A 15,100-nucleotide genomic window follows, 5' to 3' on the forward strand; every position below is an offset into this window, starting at 1 on the left:
ATTTCCAACAAGGCCATGATCTTAAGGGGTTTTAAGCCATTCTTGAGTGTCCGTCGCGGCGCCCTCTTATCACCTTTGTTGACCCAAAAACGCGCGAATCTTTGGTACACAGCCGGCACAAAAAGTTTAGAATCGCCGCTATCCGTCTACCAGCGATCCGAGCATGCCCCGCCTCGCCGTCCCCCTTACCGAATCCCAGATCCGCGCGCTCGAACCACGCGCGACCCGCTATTGCATCGCCGACGGCAACGGCCTTGTGATCGAGGTCATGACCACCGGCACCAAGGTCTGGCGCTTCCGCTACTCATTGGACGGTAAGCGCCAGCCACTCGCGACGATCGGCGACTACCGGATGATCTCGTTGCGAGTCGCGCGAGCCAAGGCCCAGAAGTACGCGGAGTTGGTTGCGCAGGGCATCTCGCCGGTCGCCACCGCGCGGCGCGATCGCGGCGCCGAAAGCAAGGCGGACGTGCTGCGCGAAGCCGCCGAGCTCTATCTCGCGACGGCCATGGCGGGCAAGTCGGACGAATATCGCCGCACCACCCGGCGCGCGCTCGACAAGGACGTGTTACCCGCGATCGGCGGCAAGCCGATCAACGCGGTCACCGCCGACGACATCGTGGCGATCTGTGACCGGATCAAGAGCCGGGGTTCGCCAAAAATGGCGCTGCACACGCGCAACGTGGTCAAACGCCTGTACGCGTATCTGATGGCGCGGCAACTCGCCATCCACAATCCGGCGGAGGTCGTGCCGGCGCGCTCCATCGCGACCTTCGACAGCCGCACCCGCGTGCTCTCCGGCGAAGAGATCAGCACCATGCTGCGCTCTATCGACGCATCGAACATCCGCCGGCCGTTGAAGCTGGCGCTGCATCTGCTGGTGCTGACGATGGTGCGGAAATCCGAGCTGGTCGAATCGACGTGGGCCGAATTCGATCTGGACAACGCGCTGTGGACCATTCCCGCCGCGCGCCTCCATACCGATCGCGATCGCGTCGTCTATCTCCCGCGTCAGGCAGTCTCGATGCTGCGCGAACTTCGAAGCGCGAAGGCGAGCCGGAAATTTGTCTTCCCGAGCATCAGAGGCGACGATCGGCCTATCGCGAGGAGCACGCTGAACCAGGCCGTCAAGGCACTCGGGCTGGAGGTCGAGCATTTCGTGCTGCACGACTTCCGGCGTACTGCGTCGACGCACTTGCGCGAGATCGCACACCGCACCGACGCGCCTGGCGACGTATCGCCGCCGCCGCACACGACGCGCACGGCGGAAAACCTCGGGCAAGCAGATCAGGCCGCAGCACAGCGTCGGCTTCTTCAGCGTTGGGCGGACTTTGTCGATGAACAGATCGACGCCGGGCGACAGCACGCTGCCGGCGACGCGGTTTGAAGACATTGCCGGGCTCTCGGCGCAGCCCCGACGACCGTTCACAACGGTCGAGTTTGATGGTACACAGGCACCGTGAATTCGAATCCAAGTTACTGCAATGAAAAAGAAATTAGCTGATCGAAGCTGGTTTCAAAGGTGAGGATTTTCAGCCGCAGAGCCCTCGTCGCATACGCATCGTCACGCCGTCGTTCTTTCCCCGATTCCATCGCCTAAACTTGAAGATGGACGCAAGCCGATACGGAGGTTTCGATGTCTGAGTCATTGATCGCTTATCTGATGGGACCTTCGGTCATGCTGTTGGTCGGCCTTGCGATCTGGGCGGTGTCGCGCTATCACCGCGACACCAAGCCGCCACGGTCCGAGCGTTGGCTCGACACACACTATGCGGAATGGCTGCATCAGAAGCACTGAGCAGCGTTTCATATGACAAGGCCGTCGCATTTGCGACGGCCTTTTTCTCTGCCGCGCGCATTGAGTGCGCGCATTCCGGCGATTGATTACCAGCCTGGTTGAGGCTGCGCGTACCCGTACTGTCCGGGCGGCGGCGCACTGCACGCGACATACGCGCGCTGGTACTGGTCATAGCAATATCCCGGCGGCGGTCCCGCATAGACCGGCGCGGGCTGATACATCGGTTGCGCATAGACCGGCTGCTGGTAAGCCACCACCGGCGCCGGATTCAACGCCGAGGTCACCACTGCGCCGAGCACGGCGCCGCCAATCAGCGCACCGATCACGTCGCCACCGTTGCCATGAGCCGATGCTTGCCCCGCTACGCTCAGACTCCCAACCATCACCAACGCCACTGCGATCTTTTTCATATTGAGCTCCCGCCGTTCAGGCATGGAACAGATTGTGAGTGGCGCGGCCGGAAATAGATGCTGCAAGTGGTAACGGAACATTACTGTAAAACGATGTTCCTGCGTCGGCACCCGTTACGCTAATCAAGCGCGATCCGCAGCTGCAAGCGCTGCCGGTGATGATCGTGTCGTATAAGGATCGCGAAGAGGACCGCCGCGCCGGTCTCGACGCGGGCGCCGACTATTGCGTCGCGAAAGGCAGCTTTCGTGACGAAGCCGCAGGCGATCAAACGCGCCGCGCGTGTGCTGTAGCCGATCGGGCGGACAATCTCGGCGACAATGCAGCACCCGATATCGACTTGCAACCAGGAGAGGAAGCGCAATGAACTATGACGACAGCAATCCCTTCGCGAGGATTCTGCGTGGCGAACTGCCTTGCATCAAAGTGGCCGAAAACGACGCCGCTCTGGCCTTCATGGACTTGATGCCGCAGGCCGACGGTCATCTGCTGGTCGTGCCAAAAGAAGCGGTGGCCGAGATTTTCGAGTTGTCGGACACGGCGATGGTGGCGTCCATGCGCATGACACAGAAACTCGCCATCGCGGTGCGCGCGGCCTTGCGGCCCGACGGCGTGTTCATCGGTCAGTTCAATGGCGCCGCGGCAGGACAGACCGTGCCGCACGTGCATTTTCACGTGATCCCGCGATGGGCGGGGCAACCGCTGAAGCTGCATGCGCGCGACGTCGCCGATACAGCCACGCTCGAGGCTTTCGCTCAACGAATTCGCGCGCACTGGCGCGCCGACTGAATCCCGGTCGCGCGGGCCGCGGTCATGCACCGTAACATCTGTAAAAGCGTTTGAAACCAGCGGCGCGCACGGCGCGCGCTAGACTGCAATTTGCCTTGCACGTCCAAGGCATTGAGTGTGGATCACTTTTTAGCCTGCCGGAAACGGCAGGCTTTTTTTCTGGGCGCTCGGTAGTGGCGTCCCGCGGCCAGCCGTCTCAAATCGGCGGGTCGTTTCGCGCAGTGCCGCACGCAAAAGTAGCCGGCATCCAGTGGGGCGCGCGGTTCACAGACGGCCGCGCGAACGGCGCAGCGGATGCCGCCAGTCGATACGCCGATGTCTCAAATGCATGGGTTGCGTATCGTGGAGTTGGCGGTGTTCCTGCCACAATTCGTCGGAGAAAAGAAACGCGACGATGAGCAGCGGAACGACCAGGAAAGCGCCCAGTATCAAGTGTTCGAACACAGTGGCCTCCGATCGCAGGAGCATGTTTTCATTGTAGAGCACCGGACATGCCCGCATCGTGCCGCGCTGCTCATAACAGCGCGATAACCGAGGCGTGGCGGCGCGACGCCCTGCGCTGCTGGTTCATGCGCCGCCGGCTTTGCTATTCGCTCGCCCGCGCATTTTTGCAATTGCGCGCTACTTGGGACCAGCACGTTGCAAGAATTCCCCAGCACAACTGCGACACTGGACGGAACGCGTCTCCGCCACCGCGAGGCGCGTACCGTCAAATTCCAAAGCGACGGTAACTCGCCTGGCACTGTTTCTCTTCTGCATGTACATCGTTATTTCGTATTGCCGCTTTAGTCGGCAGAAGGACTTTGTGTGCATTGCACAAGACGCGGCAGTTAATTGTATTAGGCCGCTTAATTGATGCTGCGCGTTTACGCGAATATGTGTCGCAAACCTTGATGGATTAAAGCGCTGCGACCCGGTGCTCTTTTAGTTATCTGTTTCAATGCCGCTGCTCTAGGCCGTTGCGCAAGCTTTAAGCAGGTGCGGCGAGTGCTGCGACAATTCGCCGCTGTTGCGACCGCACACAAGATGTGCTTGTGGTTCTCTCGTGTTCTTCTAAAGTGCGAGTTGCGGGTTCGACCTTAAAGTTAAATACATAGCTAACCTGAATATTCCAACCCGCACCGGAGGAAGTATATGAAAGCGCGAATCGCCCTGGTTTTCGCCATCGCGGGTTTGGCTGCCGCTACTGTTCAGGCGCAAGACGTCGTGATCAAGCCGCAGCAAATGATCCAGTTCAAGGCCAATGCGTACGGCTGCCTGTCGAAAGATAAACTCGACGCCGCCGACCAGCATGCGCAAGCCGGTGAACAGCAAAAAATGCAGGAATTCTTCTCCGGATTCCAATGCGTTTCGACGCCGGAGGACGCGAATTTCCGGGTCGTGCGCGTGGTCGGTCACGATGTCGAATTCGTAAATTCCGCCAATAGCGATACGCAAGGCCTCTGGGCAAACGACCGGTTCATCAAGCAATAAACTGAACCGCGACATTCCGGCAACAGGCCGGAATGCGCTTTTGCGCGCCCTCATTCTCCGACTATTCAAGCCGGAGTATTAACTCGCAGATTGAAAATCGGCAGGGCATTGAATGCCCTGCCGATTTCTATTGCCCTCAGGTTCGCAGCGCGTTACGGCAGGTAGAAAAAAACCGATGCGGATTATCGATCCGCATCGGCAGCACGCCTTCTCGCAAAGCGCAGGAACAACCCTTAAGCGATGACAAGTCGCCGGCCATGGGCGGCAAACCCATGGCCGGACCCACTTCAGTGCACGCGTTTGCTGCGACGGAACTGGTCGAACAGCACCGCCAGCAGCAGAATCCCGCCACGAATCAGGTACTGATAAAAGGTCGGCACGTTCATCAGGCTCATCGCGTCCTGCACGGAACCCATGATCAGCACGCCGACCAGCACGCCTGAAATCGTCGCGACGCCGCCGGTCAGCGAAACACCGCCGAGCACGCACGCGGAAATCACGCCGAGTTCGAGCCCGACCGAAGTCTTCGGATCGCCGAGACTCATGCGCGAGGCCAGCATCACGCCCGCGAAGCCGGTCACGAGGCCTTGCAACACGAACACCGTGATCTTGATCCGCGTCACTGGCAAGCCCGCCAGCACGGCCGCCTCGCTATTGCCGCCAACGGCCAGCACGTTCTTGCCGAACACGGTTTTCTTCAGCAGGAAGCCAAACAGCACGAAGCCGATGATGTTGCTCCAGATCGGATACGAAATGCCGAGAAACGAGCCGCCGCCGAGATCGAAGAAACGTTCTTCGGAGATCATCACGGCATCGCCGTTCGACGTGATGAACGCGAGGCCGCGCACGACTTCCATCATTGCGAGCGTGACGATCAGCGAGTTGATCTTGTAGCGCGCGACCAGCACGCCGTTGAACAGACCGACCGCGCCACCCGCCAGCACACCGGCCGCGACGCCGAGCAGCACGCTATGCGTCGAGGTGATCAGCGTGGACGCCACCACGCCGGCAAACGCGACGATCGACGCCACCGACAAATCCACTTCGCCGAGCGCGAGCACGAACATCATCGTGACGGAGATCGAGCCGATCAGCGTGACGGAAAGCAGCAAGCCCTGGATATTGCGCGAGCTGAGAAAGTCGGGGACCGTAAACGACAAGACCGCGAACAGAATGACGAACACCATCACGATGCCGGACTTGTTGATCAGGTCCCAGGTACGCGCGGCGCGCGCGCTCAAGCCCGCTGAGGCGACGGCTGGGGTCGAGGAATCGGTTGAAGGTGTGTTCATGGTGTGTATTCCGTTTCAATGGCGCAATTCAGTTGCTTCGTTGAGTCAAACGAGTAGGTGGCGTTAGCGCGGCAGCGCGAGTTTGATCAACGCGTCCGGCGTCGCCTGCGCCTTCGGCAGATCGCCGACGATGCGGCCTTCCTTCATCACGATTACGCGATCGGTCACGCCGATCACTTCGGCCAGATCGCTCGACACCACGATGACCGTGCGGCCCGCTTCGGCGAGCCCATACAGCAGCCCGTAAATCTCGCTGCGCGCGCCGACGTCGATGCCGCGTGTGGGTTCGTCCATCAGGAACACGTCGATCTCTTCGGCGAGCCAGCGCGACAAAATCACCTTCTGCTGATTGCCGCCGGACAGCGTGCCGATCGGCGTCTCGCCGTTGCGCGTCTTGATGGCGAGCTTGCCGATGAACTCTCTCGTGGTCTGCGCTTCCTTGCCGCCGTTGAGTATGTTGAAGCGGCTGAAATGGCGGCGGCAGCTGATGTTGAGGTTGTCCGATACCGACGCGATCGAGACGATGCCTTCCTGCTTGCGGTCTTCCGGACATAGCGCGACGCCTGCGCGCACGGCATCGCGCGGCGTGGCGAAGCGCACGCGTTGACCCTTGAGCGTGATCTCGCCGGCGGTCGGCTTGGCCGCGCCGTAGATGAGCTTCATCAACTCGGAACGTCCCGCGCCGACGAGCCCGAAGAAACCGACGATCTCGCCCTTGCGCGCCGCGAACGAGGCCGGCTCGCGCAAGCCGAATCCCATCAGCCCTTTGACGTCGAACTGCACATCGCCGAGTTCGCGCGAGCGATAGCCGTACACGTCGGCGATCGAGCGGCCCACCATGCAACTGATCAGCCGATCACGATCGAGTCCCGCGCCGGCCTCGAACGTGTCGATGCGGCGACCGTCGCGAAACACCGTCACGCGGTCGCACAGCTCGTACACTTCGTCCATCCGGTGTGTGACGTAGATGATCGCGCGCCCCTCGGCCCGCAACGCGCGAATGATCCTGAACAGTTGCGCCGTCTCGCGCGACGACAGCGAACTGGTCGGCTCGTCGAATGCAATCACCCGCGCGTCGCGCATCAGCGCCTTGCCGATCTCGATCATCTGCCGCTGGCCGATCGAAAGATTCTTCACCTGCTGCGACGGATCGATCTTTTCGCCGAGCCGTTCGAGCTCACGCACCGCACGCGCGACCAGCGCCTTTTCGTCCAGTACTCCGAAGCGATTGGGCAGGGCACCGAGCATCAGGTTTTCCGCGACGGTCAGCTCCGGCACCAGATGCAGTTCCTGATAGATGATCGCCACGCCCGCCGCGATGGCCGCCTTCGTCGAGGTGAACTGCTGCTCGACGCCGCCGAGCGACAAGGTGCCCGCCGCCGGCTGGTTGACGCCGGACAGCACTTTGAGCAGCGTCGATTTGCCGGCGCCGTTTTCGCCCATCAGGCCGTGCACTTCGCCGCACCGCACTTCGAGCGACACCTGGTCGAGCGCGAGCACGCCGGGAAAGCGCACGGTAATGCCGTCGAGTTGCAGATACGAGCCGCTGGCGGCGAATGCAGGCGAGGGCGCTTGCGCAGACAGCGCCGCCGCGTCGCTGTGGGACTCGGTGGGTAAGGACGTCATTCGAAAAACCTCAAACGGGTGGACAACCTGGGCGGGCCGGGCACGAGTGAACGCGCGATCGGCCCGCCATGTGCGGACTCGAAATCCCGCTTAGATGCCGAGTTCTTTACGCACGTCCTGCCAGTTGCCGCGCACCATCAGCTTGCCGGTGGTCTGCGTGTCGGCAGGCGGCTGCTTGCCGTTCTTGATCCACTCGACGAGGTTTTCCGTGCTGTCCTTGCCGTGGTTGGTCGAGCTCACGGCGATCGTGCCGTAGAAGCCGGTCGGCTCCTTCTTCTGGAATTCTGCAAACGCCTCGCCCGCGCCGTTGATGCCGACGCCGATCACATCCGCCGCCGGAATATGCAATTGCTCGGTCGCGCGTACGCCGCCCAGCACGGTCTCCTCGTTGAGCGCGAAGATCACCCACTTCTTGATGTTCGGATGCTGCGCGAGCACCGGCGACGACGCGTTGAAGCCGCCTTCGTCATCGGTCGTCTTTTGCGGCGCGTCGAAGATGTTTTCCTTCTTGAAGCCGCCAGCCAGCAGCGTTTGCGTCGCGCCGTCGGTGCGTAGTTTCGCGGTCGGCAACTCGTTGTTCGTGATACGCAGCGCGCCGACTTCTTCAGGCTTCCAGCCGCGGCGTTTCATTTCATCGGTGAGCGCCTGGCCGACCTGATTGCCGATCTTGAACGCCGACATGCCCAGATGCGGCACATTCGCGAGCGGCTTGCCGGCGGAGTCGACCAACTGATCGTCGACGGTGACGAACTTCATGTTGTAGCGCTTCGCACGCGCCTGAATCGCCGGTCCGAGACGCACGTCGGGCGCGCAGATCACGAAGCCCTTGGCGCCCTGGGCACCGAGGTTGTCGATCGCGGCCAACACTTTTTCGCCGTCCGGCGTGCCGATGTTGACGACCGAGAAGCCATCCTTCTGACCAAGCGCGGTCGCGGCTTTCTGTTCGTTGATGAACCACGCCTGTTCCGGCATCTTCACCAGAAAGCCGACTTTGAGCGGCTGATCCGCGTGCGCGGAAAGTTGCGCGGCGAACGGCGCGGCGAGCGCGGCGGCGGCAATCGCGGTGAGGGTCAAACGGCGAAGCTTGCTGGGCATAACTGTCTCCTGACGTTGAAAAGCTGCATTGATGTCGTGTAGTTGCAGCGGGCACTGCGCGCCGGCGTCAGCCGGGACGCAAATAAGCTTCGGGACGCGCCGCGCGTCGAGCGACCCGATAGTTGGCGAAACACGTCGGACTCATCGCAATCAGCCCGCCACGTAGGCCGTTTTCACGGCGGTCCAGAAAGCTGCGTCGGTCGCGCCGTACGCGGAGGCCTTGCGTCCGCCGCCGGGCGCATGGTGCTCGACGGCGGTCGTCGGCAGATTGATCGTGACGAGACCGCTCTGCACGTGGCGGCGAAAATGCCGCGCACGATCGAGCGAGCGTGTGCAGATGCCGGCGCACAGACCGTAGGCTGTGTCGTTTGCCAGATGCAGCGCGTGCTCGTAGTCGTCCGCGCACAATACGACGGCGAGCGGACCGAAAATTTCATCGCGTGCGATGCGGTGTCCGGGTTCGCCGATAAAGAGCGCCGGCTCGAAAAAATAGCCGCGTGTTGCGCGCTCAAGCTGCCGGCCGCCGCGCAGCAATTGCGCGCCTTCCTGCTCACCGATGCGCACGTAGTCGAGATCGCGCTCCAGCTGCGCGGCGTTCGCCACCGGACCGATATCCGTACCGCGTTTCAATGCATGGTCGATCGTGAGTCGAGCGAGCTTCGCCTGCAGCGCATCCACGAACGGCTCGAACACCGCGCGTTCGACAATCAGACGAGCCGCCGCCGTACTGCGTTGGCCTGTCGAGCTGTAAGCGCCGCTCAATGCCGCGTCGACCGCGCTGTCCGGATCGGCATCGGCCAGCACCACGAACGGGTTTTTGCCGCCCATCTCCAGCTGCACGCGCGCCTGGCGGCCGGCTGCGGCTTGTAGCACGCGCGTGCCGGTTTCGGTCGAGCCGGTAAAGCTGATCGCCGCCACCAGCGGATGCGCGACGATCCGCGCGCCGACCTTCCGGCCGCTACCCATCACCAGATTGAACACGCCCGCGGGCAGGCCGGCGCGGCTAATGATCGACGCCAGCGCGGCCGCGCAAGCCGGCGCGGATTCGGCGGGTTTGAAAACGACGCAATTGCCGTGGGCGAGGGCGGCGCCGATCTTCGCCGCGGCGATCGCCAGCGGCGCGCTCCACGGTGCGATGATGCCGACCACGCCGAGCGGTTCGCGCGTCACGTCGATCTCGACGCCAGCGCGCGCCGACGCGAGCGGCTCGGCAAACGCGCGCAACGCCTCGGCGGCGAACAGCTTGAAGATCTGACCGGCGCGCGTCGCCTCGGCCAGCGCTTCGGGCAAGATCTTGCCGACTTCGCGCGCAAGCAGCCGACCGAGTTCGTCGCGGCGTGCCAGCATCTCGGTGCCGATCGCATCGAGCGCATCGGCGCGACGCTGCGCCGATGCCAGCGACCAGTCGCGAAACGCCGCGTGCGCCGCTTCGATCGCCGTATTGGTCTGGCGCACGTCGGCCCGTACGTATTCGCCGACCGGTTCGTCGAGGTCCGACGGGTTCAACGACACGCCCGCGGTCGCGCCCGTTTCCCATCCGCCATTGATGTAATGGCGAAACGGACTGGCAACGAGCGGGACGAGCGGATCGCGGTTCATCGACGAAAGGGCGCCACTTGGATGCTTTGGAAAGTCCACGAATGGTATTGGGGCTCCCAATAACTTTCCAATCCCTTTTTTGGCCATCCTGATATCAGTTTCGGTATGGCATGATGGAGACCTGAGCGGAAACAGCGCCGCCGACGACGGCATCGCGGTGCGAGGCCGCTCATCCAACAACGAACGGGAGACAGGCGATGACGCGCAGCTACTCGAACTGGTTCGTGCGTGCACGACTCAAGACACGCCAGCTATTGCTGCTCGCGGCAATGGAGGAGGAGGGCAACGTCCGCCGCGCCGCCGACGTGCTCGGCATGACCCAGCCCGCCGCGTCACGTCTGCTCAAAGAACTGGAGGACATGCTGGGGGTCAGCCTGTTCGACCGGACGCCGCATGGCATGCACGCGACGCTATACGGCGAGGTGATGATCCGCCATGCGCGCATGGTGCTGTCGAATCTGAGCCAGGCGCACGACGAAATCTCGGCGTTGCGCTCCGGCCTCGCAGGGCAGGTGCGCATCGGCGTGATCGCCGCCGCCGCCGCGACCATGGTGCCGCGTGCGATCGCCAGCGTGAAGGAGCGCTATCCGCAGTTGCAAATCTGGGTGGAAGTGGAAACCTCGGACGTGATGCTGCCGCAACTCGCTGAAGGCGATCTGGACATCATGATCGGTCGGGTGTTGGAACGGCAGAACCAGTTCAAGACCGAAGTCCGCTACGAACCGCTCGCCGACGAACCGCTCTGCGTGGTGGCGCGCCCCGGTCATCCGCTCGAAAATGAGACGGGTTTGACGCTGCGCGGAATCGTGAATGCGAGCTGGGTTCTGCATCCGCCGGGCAGCGTATTGCGCCATCGCTTCGATCTGATGTTTTCGCAGATTGGACTGAACCCGCCGCAAAACGTCGTGAACACCAACAATTTCCTGGCGATTTCGAGCTTGCTGCTCCAAAGCGACATGTTGGCGGTTTTACCTGACGAAGTGGCGCGTCAATACCAACAGTACGGTGTCCTGAAACGCGTGCCCATCGATTTGCCATACAGGATGGATACATTCGGTATCATCACGCGCCAGTCGCATCTGCTATCGCCGGCGGCCGCCGTGGTGCTGGAAGCCTTGCGGGACGCGGCCGGCGAGGTCTACGGCACGTCTTTCGAGGCGGCAGTGGCGCGATAAATGCTCCCGCTGCTGGCATGGCAGCCAGCTGACGGCGCGGGAGGAACATGCGATGTACAACAAGCACGGAAGACGGCAACGCGCTGTCGACGATTCTTTTTCTGTTCGCTCCGGTGGAGCGAGCACCTGGTTTAGCAACGGCATGGCTCTGAAATCGACGATTTACAAGGCGGAACTGCAGATCGCCAACATGGACCGGCACTACTACGCCGACCATGCGCTGACGATCGCCCGCCACCCTTCGGAAACCGACGAACGAATGATGGTCCGCGTCGCGGCGTTCGCGTTGTTCGCGCAGGAACGGCTCGAGTTCTGCAAAGGTTTGTCGGATGTCGACGAACCGGATCTCTGGCAAAAGGATCTCACCGGCGCGATCGAAACCTGGATCGAAGTCGGCCAACCCGATGAACGACGCATCGCCAAAGCGAGCGGCCGTTCGAACGAGGTGATCGTGATCGCCTATGGCGGCCGCACTTCGGACATCTGGTGGCAGGGCGTACGCAACAAGGTGGAACGCATGCGCAACGTGACGGTATGGACGCTCGGCGAAGACGTCGCGGCGGCGCTCGGCTCGCTGGCCGAACGCACCATGCGCCTGCAATGTACCGTGCAGGACGGCGAAGCGTGGCTCGGCAGCGCCGAAGCCGATGCGGTGAGGATCGACTGGACGGTGCTCAAAGCACCCGCGAATGCTTGACGCCGGTTTGACGGCGGGTTTTACGTCCAGAGTGACGCCTGACCCTGAACGCTTGACGCTTGGTGACTAGAGCGAGGTGACACGCGCGGCTTCCGGCGGCCCCTTGAGTTCGACCATGTTGCCCTCCGGGTCGAACAGGTACAGCGACTGCCCATAACCGTCCGCGCCATAGCGCAACGCCCGTTCACCGAGCCGGGCGCCATGTGCGGTCAGATGCACCTCGAGCGCATCGGCGTCGAACGGTTCGACGCGCAGGCACACGTGATCCATATTCCGCCCTGTGCCCGGCACACCGTTTCCAGCGTGGTCCAGCTTCGCGCCGGCCTGCAGCAGATCGATCAGCGAGCGCCCCGCGCGCAATTGCGTCAGCCCCAGGTCAGGCTGCTCCTTTTCGATGCGGCACCCGAGCACCTCGCAGTAAAAACGCGACATGATTTCGACGTTCGTCGCGCGGATAACGATGTGATCGATTTCGCGAATGTGGATTTTCATGTCAAACGCCCTCTGACTGGTTCCAGAAACCAATGATTAGGCAGTGTAGAAGAAAGGCCGGCGTTGCGAGTGTGCGCCGAGGACCGCAAGCAAGGCACCGCCCAAAGGGCCGGATCGGGAAAGCATAGACGAAAAAAAGCCCGCTCTATGCAGAGCGGGCTGAATCCATATCAGGAGGAGACATGGAGGAGACAGTTCCTAATATACACACCGGGTTGATGCGACGCAATAACTTTTTAAGGGAAAACCCGATATCGTGTGAATTTGTCGCACTTTGCGGCAAAACGGGCGTCCGGCGGGGTTTCCAGCTTACGAGGAAGCGCAATGACAGAGCAAGAACCGAGGCGTAGTGTGGGGGCGTACGGGCTACATTGGTGAGCATCGAGATCACCTGCCCATTGGGACCCACCATGAACCGCACCACCGATCCGACCCGCCTTAGCACCACTCCGAACATCGCCAGCTGGCCCTCCGACGATGAACGCTGGGCCGCCGTTACGCGCCGCGAGCCGCAAGCCGACGGCGCCTTCTTCTACGCCGTCAAAACGACCGGCGTGTTCTGCCGGCCGTCGTGCGCGTCGCGCCAGCCGCGCCGCGAAAACGTCGTGTTCTTCACCGACGCCGCAGCCGCGCGTGCCGCGGGCTTCCGCGATTGCAAGCGGTGCCAGCCGGGCGGCCTGCCGCGCGAGCTGGAGATCGTGAATCGTGCGTGTGCTGCGCTGGACGCCGACCCGCAGCAACGTCTCACGCTCGCGCAATTGAGCGACGCCGTGCACGTCAGTCCGTTTCACCTGCAGCGTCTATTCAAACGCGTCGTCGGGGTGTCGCCGCGTCAGTATCAGGCCGCGCAGCGGGGCGCCGCATTGCGCGATGCGCTGCAGAGCGGGGCGGACGTCACGCGCGCCACGCTCGATGCCGGCTTCGGTTCACCCTCGCGGATGTACGACAGCGCGCCGACCGAACTCGGCATGGCACCATCCGCCTACCGTCGCAAGGGCGCCGGGCTGACAGTGCGCTATGCCAGTGCGCCGACCTCGCTCGGCTTCGTGCTGGTCGCGGCCACGGACAAAGGCATCTGCAAGATCGCTTTCGGCGACGACACCGCGCTGCTGACCGACGACTTGCGCGGCGAGTTTGCCAACGCCGAGCTGTTGGAAGATTCGACACGGCTTGCGCCGTTCATCGCGCAGATCGACGCCTATCTACGCGGCACCCGTCAGGACTTCGATCTACCGCTGGACGTCGCGGCAACCGCGTTCAAGCAACGGGTGTGGGACGCGCTGCGGCGCATTCCGTACGGCGAAACGCGCAGCTATTCGCAGATCGCCGAGGCGGTCGGCTCACCGCGCGCCGTGCGTGCGGTGGCCAGCGCGTGTGCGACCAATCCGGTGGCACTGGCAATTCCTTGCCATCGCGTCGTGCAAAAGGGCGGGGCGCTGGCGGGGTATCGCTGGGGCCTGCCGCGCAAGGCCGCGCTACTCGATAACGAAGCGCAGCATGCGAGCCAGGTGTCGCTCGACAAGCCGCAGCGCAAACAGCCGGCCTCTGGCGACGCCCGCTCCATGACGACCACTACAACCAAATTGGACCACGCCGCGTGAGCATGCCTGAGGACGTCGCCAAGCTTGAACTGCCGTTCAACCCACCTTTCGACTGGCCGCGCCTGCTGCGGTTTTTCAGCGGCCGCGCGACGCCGGGCGTCGAGGCGGTGGAGGACGGCGCATATCGCCGCGCGATCGACTGGGGCGGCGATAGCGGCACGCTGAGTGTGCGCCTGCATCCGCGCAAACGCTGCGTGGTCGCGAGCATCGAAGGGCCGGTGAGCGGTCATGCCGACGCGCTCGCCGCGCCGATCGCAAAGATGTTCGATCTGCACGCCAATCCGAAAAAGATTGGCGCCGAACTCGCCGCGGACCCATGGCTTGCGCCGCTCGTCGAAGCCGTGCCCGGTTTGCGCGTGCCGGGCGCATGGTCGGGCTTCGAACTGGTGGTGCGTGCGATCGTCGGACAACAGGTCAGCGTGAAGGCCGCGACCACGATCATCGGACGGCTGGTGCAGCGCGCCGGCGAACGCATCGATGGGCATCCGCATGAGAACACCGCGTGGCGCTTTCCGACACCCGCAGCGCTGGCCGCGGTCGATCTCGCGCAAATCGGCATGCCGGGTAAACGCGTAGCGGCGTTGCAAGGCTTCGCGCATGCAGTCGCTACGGGCGACGTGCCGCTCGACAGCAGCGTCGTCGACACAACCAGCCTGCGCGCCGCGTTGCTCGCGCTGCCTGGTATCGGCCCATGGACTGTCGAGTATGTCGCGATGCGAGCATGGCGCGACGCCGACGCATGGCCCGCGTGGGACCTCGTGCTGATGCAGTCGATCTGTGCGCGCGACCCGTCGCTCGTGCGGCCCACGCAGCAACGCACCCGCACCGACACGTGGCGGCCATGGCGTGCATATGCGGCCATGCATCTGTGGAACGAAGTGGCGGACCGCGCGGGCGCCGCACGTGGCGGCTAACTCATGCGCGGCTTGCAAGGCAGCACGGCGCGCGTGCGAGGCGCGTGAACGATAGCGCGGGCGAGGCGAGTGACGGATAACTCGGGCGAAGCCCGTGACGAGTAGCGAGGCGCGACGCATCGCAGGCGGATCTGCGAACCG

At 63.0% G+C, this 15,100-nt stretch carries 15 protein-coding genes and 1 pseudogene; 9 read left to right on the forward strand and 7 right to left on the reverse strand.

Annotation, left to right across the window (positions count from 1 at the left end; translation table 11 throughout):
• Positions 1-163: 163 nt before the first annotated feature.
• On the forward strand, positions 164-1,387 hold the full coding sequence (locus tag BN2475_RS16215) for a tyrosine-type recombinase/integrase (RefSeq protein WP_094780518.1): 1,224 nt from the start codon (positions 164-166) through the stop codon (positions 1,385-1,387).
• 249 nt (positions 1,388-1,636) lie between these two features.
• Positions 1,637-1,798, forward strand: a complete 162-nt coding sequence (locus BN2475_RS34645; RefSeq protein ID WP_162844480.1) for a hypothetical protein — start codon at positions 1,637-1,639, stop codon at positions 1,796-1,798.
• Positions 1,799-1,884: 86 nt separating this feature from the next.
• On the opposite strand, the gene BN2475_RS16220 is transcribed toward BN2475_RS34645, so the two are convergent.
• Complete coding sequence (locus BN2475_RS16220) at positions 1,885-2,208, reverse strand: ecotin precursor (RefSeq protein ID WP_094780519.1); 324 nt, start codon at positions 2,206-2,208, stop codon at positions 1,885-1,887.
• A gap of 113 nt (positions 2,209-2,321) precedes the next feature.
• Between BN2475_RS16220 and BN2475_RS36705 the strand changes: the two are divergent.
• Together BN2475_RS36705 and BN2475_RS16230 are read left to right on the forward strand one after the other, a co-directional pair.
• A pseudogene (locus BN2475_RS36705) lies at positions 2,322-2,483 on the forward strand (response regulator); the annotation flags it as partial.
• Positions 2,484-2,569: 86 nt separating this feature from the next.
• A complete protein-coding gene (locus tag BN2475_RS16230; protein ID WP_094780521.1) occupies positions 2,570-2,995 on the forward strand; it encodes an HIT family protein in 426 nt (141 codons plus the stop codon).
• Between the two features lie 264 nt (positions 2,996-3,259).
• Here the strand turns inward: BN2475_RS16230 and BN2475_RS16235 are convergent, their stop codons facing one another.
• Positions 3,260-3,439, reverse strand: coding sequence for a hypothetical protein (locus BN2475_RS16235; RefSeq protein ID WP_094780619.1), 180 nt, complete (start codon positions 3,437-3,439; stop codon positions 3,260-3,262).
• A gap of 690 nt (positions 3,440-4,129) precedes the next feature.
• Between BN2475_RS16235 and sap1 the strand changes: the two genes are divergently transcribed.
• The gene (gene sap1, locus BN2475_RS16240; protein WP_094780522.1) at positions 4,130-4,468 is read left to right on the forward strand and encodes a surface attachment protein Sap1; all 339 of its coding nucleotides are present in this window, start codon (positions 4,130-4,132) and stop codon (positions 4,466-4,468) included.
• Positions 4,469-4,755: 287 nt separating this feature from the next.
• Here sap1 and araH read toward each other — a convergent pair whose 3' ends face one another.
• From araH to BN2475_RS16260, 4 genes are all read right to left on the reverse strand, one after another.
• A complete protein-coding gene (gene araH, locus BN2475_RS16245; RefSeq protein WP_094780523.1) occupies positions 4,756-5,760 on the reverse strand; it encodes an L-arabinose ABC transporter permease AraH in 1,005 nt (334 codons plus the stop codon).
• A 63-nt stretch (positions 5,761-5,823) separates the two neighbouring features.
• Complete coding sequence (araG, locus tag BN2475_RS16250) at positions 5,824-7,386, reverse strand: L-arabinose ABC transporter ATP-binding protein AraG (RefSeq protein ID WP_094780524.1); 1,563 nt, start codon at positions 7,384-7,386, stop codon at positions 5,824-5,826.
• A 90-nt stretch (positions 7,387-7,476) separates the two neighbouring features.
• Positions 7,477-8,481, reverse strand: a complete 1,005-nt coding sequence (locus tag BN2475_RS16255) for an arabinose ABC transporter substrate-binding protein (RefSeq protein WP_094780525.1) — start codon at positions 8,479-8,481, stop codon at positions 7,477-7,479.
• 150 nt (positions 8,482-8,631) lie between these two features.
• On the reverse strand, positions 8,632-10,080 hold the full coding sequence (locus BN2475_RS16260) for an aldehyde dehydrogenase family protein (protein WP_094780526.1): 1,449 nt from the start codon (positions 10,078-10,080) through the stop codon (positions 8,632-8,634).
• 197 nt (positions 10,081-10,277) lie between these two features.
• Between BN2475_RS16260 and BN2475_RS16265 the strand changes: the two genes are divergently transcribed.
• Together BN2475_RS16265 and BN2475_RS16270 are read left to right on the forward strand one after the other, a co-directional pair.
• Positions 10,278-11,255, forward strand: a complete 978-nt coding sequence (locus tag BN2475_RS16265; RefSeq protein ID WP_094780527.1) for a LysR family transcriptional regulator — start codon at positions 10,278-10,280, stop codon at positions 11,253-11,255.
• 142 nt (positions 11,256-11,397) lie between these two features.
• Entirely contained in the window at positions 11,398-11,952 is a 555-nt protein-coding gene (locus tag BN2475_RS16270; RefSeq protein ID WP_094780528.1) for a YaeQ family protein, read from the forward strand.
• Between the two features lie 66 nt (positions 11,953-12,018).
• Here BN2475_RS16270 and BN2475_RS16275 read toward each other — a convergent pair whose 3' ends face one another.
• Positions 12,019-12,444 (reverse strand): VOC family protein, encoded by a 426-nt coding sequence (locus tag BN2475_RS16275; RefSeq protein ID WP_094780529.1) that lies wholly within the window; start codon positions 12,442-12,444, stop codon positions 12,019-12,021.
• A gap of 410 nt (positions 12,445-12,854) precedes the next feature.
• On the opposite strand from BN2475_RS16275, the gene ada reads away from it, so the two are divergent.
• On the forward strand, positions 12,855-14,045 hold the full coding sequence (gene ada, locus BN2475_RS16280) for a bifunctional DNA-binding transcriptional regulator/O6-methylguanine-DNA methyltransferase Ada (RefSeq protein ID WP_094780530.1): 1,191 nt from the start codon (positions 12,855-12,857) through the stop codon (positions 14,043-14,045).
• A gap of 2 nt (positions 14,046-14,047) precedes the next feature.
• Positions 14,048-14,959, forward strand: coding sequence for a DNA-3-methyladenine glycosylase family protein (locus BN2475_RS16285; RefSeq protein WP_174641963.1), 912 nt, complete (start codon positions 14,048-14,050; stop codon positions 14,957-14,959).
• The last annotated feature ends 141 nt before the right edge of the window (positions 14,960-15,100 follow it).

Source organism: Paraburkholderia ribeironis (assembly GCF_900019265.1).
In the GTDB taxonomy this organism is placed as follows: Bacteria; Pseudomonadota; Gammaproteobacteria; order Burkholderiales; family Burkholderiaceae; genus Paraburkholderia; species Paraburkholderia ribeironis.

Bases quoted from the DNA above. Each gene is read 5' to 3' on its own strand.
- BN2475_RS16220 (WP_094780519.1), bottom strand. From the start codon at position 2,208: ATGAAAAAGATCGCAGTGGCGTTGGTGATGGTTGGGAGTCTGAGCGTA.
- BN2475_RS16260 (WP_094780526.1), bottom strand. From the start codon at position 10,080: ATGAACCGCGATCCGCTCGTCCCGCTCGTTGCCAGTCCGTTTCGCCAT.
- BN2475_RS16270 (WP_094780528.1), top strand. From the start codon at position 11,398: ATGGCTCTGAAATCGACGATTTACAAGGCGGAACTGCAGATCGCCAAC.
- BN2475_RS16285 (WP_174641963.1), top strand. From the start codon at position 14,048: ATGCCTGAGGACGTCGCCAAGCTTGAACTGCCGTTCAACCCACCTTTC.
- araH (WP_094780523.1), bottom strand. From the start codon at position 5,760: ATGAACACACCTTCAACCGATTCCTCGACCCCAGCCGTCGCCTCAGCG.
- sap1 (WP_094780522.1), top strand. From the start codon at position 4,130: ATGAAAGCGCGAATCGCCCTGGTTTTCGCCATCGCGGGTTTGGCTGCC.
- ada (WP_094780530.1), top strand. From the start codon at position 12,855: ATGAACCGCACCACCGATCCGACCCGCCTTAGCACCACTCCGAACATC.
- BN2475_RS16215 (WP_094780518.1), top strand. From the start codon at position 164: ATGCCCCGCCTCGCCGTCCCCCTTACCGAATCCCAGATCCGCGCGCTC.
- BN2475_RS16275 (WP_094780529.1), bottom strand. From the start codon at position 12,444: ATGAAAATCCACATTCGCGAAATCGATCACATCGTTATCCGCGCGACG.
- BN2475_RS16265 (WP_094780527.1), top strand. From the start codon at position 10,278: ATGACGCGCAGCTACTCGAACTGGTTCGTGCGTGCACGACTCAAGACA.
- araG (WP_094780524.1), bottom strand. From the start codon at position 7,386: ATGACGTCCTTACCCACCGAGTCCCACAGCGACGCGGCGGCGCTGTCT.
- BN2475_RS34645 (WP_162844480.1), top strand. From the start codon at position 1,637: ATGTCTGAGTCATTGATCGCTTATCTGATGGGACCTTCGGTCATGCTG.
- BN2475_RS16230 (WP_094780521.1), top strand. From the start codon at position 2,570: ATGAACTATGACGACAGCAATCCCTTCGCGAGGATTCTGCGTGGCGAA.
- BN2475_RS16255 (WP_094780525.1), bottom strand. From the start codon at position 8,481: ATGCCCAGCAAGCTTCGCCGTTTGACCCTCACCGCGATTGCCGCCGCC.